The following is a 1,287-nucleotide window of genomic DNA, read 5'->3' on the forward strand; positions in this document are numbered from 1 at the left end:
AGGAGCCGGATGCGGGAAATCCGCACGTCCGGATCTGTGGGGGGCCGGTCCCGGGAGTCATCCCGGGACCGGTCTACCCGACCAACCATTCGTAACCCCTTCTATGCCGGCGCATACACGTGGGGGCGCACATGCATTCGGACTCGAGTCGAGGACGGCCGCGCGCGGAAGACCCAAGGCCACCGACGGCCCATGAGTAAATGGCCGGTCTTGATTCAGGGGCACCATGCCGGCTACATCTCCTGGGAGGACTTCCTTCAGAATCAGACCATGCTCGCCGAGAATGCACATATGAAGAAACGGGCAGCGCGCAAGTCAGCTCGTGGAGGCCGAGCATTGCTGACCGGCGAGCTTCGATGTGGCCGCTGCGGTAGGATGCTTCGGGTCGTCTACGGATCCGCAGCGGGTCACGCTCATCAGTACTTCTGCAAGGGCGCCGATATGAGGGGCGCTCGTGGTCTCTGTCTCCGCATTGGGGGAGTACGCGTGGACAAGGCTGTCGCGGAGCAATTGCTGGCGGCCGTGGCCCCGTACGCGGTCGAAGCCGCAATCTTGGCGGAGGAGAAGGCCTCGGCCATCAACTCGGATCGAACGACAGCTCTCGAGCGCGAGCTGGAGGATGCTCGCTACGACGTCACGCTGGCCCGTCGCCGCTACGACGCGGTGGATCCGGACAAGCGCCTCGTCGCACGGGAGCTCGAGGCGCGATGGGAGGCCGCCCTGGAGCGAGTTCAGCAAACCGAGGCGAAGCTGCAGGAACTCCGCCGCCACTCCGAACTGGCTCCGAAAGTCGAGCGCGCAGACCTCATGGCGCTGAGCCACGATCTGCCGGAGGTGTGGAACTCCCCGGCTGCGGATATGCGACTCAAGCAACGCGTCGTCCGGGCTCTCGTGGAGGAGATCATCGTCGATGTCGATGTTGAACGGGGGGAGGTTGCCTTGGTCATCCACTGGGTGGGTGGACGCCATACCGAGGTTCGAGTACGCCGGAACAAGGGTGTCGGTTTCCCGGCAGCGAAGAAGTCGCAGGCTGTCCGCGTCATTCGCCTGATGGTGGCACGCTGGTCCGATCACGAGATCGCCGTTTCTCTCAACCGGATGCGTTGCCCAGCACCGGACGGCAGCACGTGGACGAAGTGCCGAGTCCAGGAGGTTCGCCAGCGTCTACGCTTGCCGGAGTACGACCCAAGCACATCCCCTAGACCTAAAACAAGCGCTTGCGGTAGGCAGTCCGCCCGCTCACGACGCCGGGCTGCTGAGCGCGTGAGTCCCCTTCCGAAGCCTGGA

Annotated in this window: 1 protein-coding gene; it reads left to right on the top strand. The window is 64.3% G+C overall.

What is annotated here, in order from left to right:
- Positions 1–9 precede the first annotated feature (9 nt).
- Positions 10–1,287 (top strand): recombinase family protein (locus tag OEB96_RS00410; protein ID WP_407674596.1); only part of this gene is annotated, 1,278 nt, incomplete at its 3' end.

Source organism: Paraliomyxa miuraensis, assembly GCF_026337845.1.
Lineage (GTDB): Bacteria > Myxococcota_A > Polyangia > Nannocystales > Nannocystaceae > Paraliomyxa > Paraliomyxa miuraensis.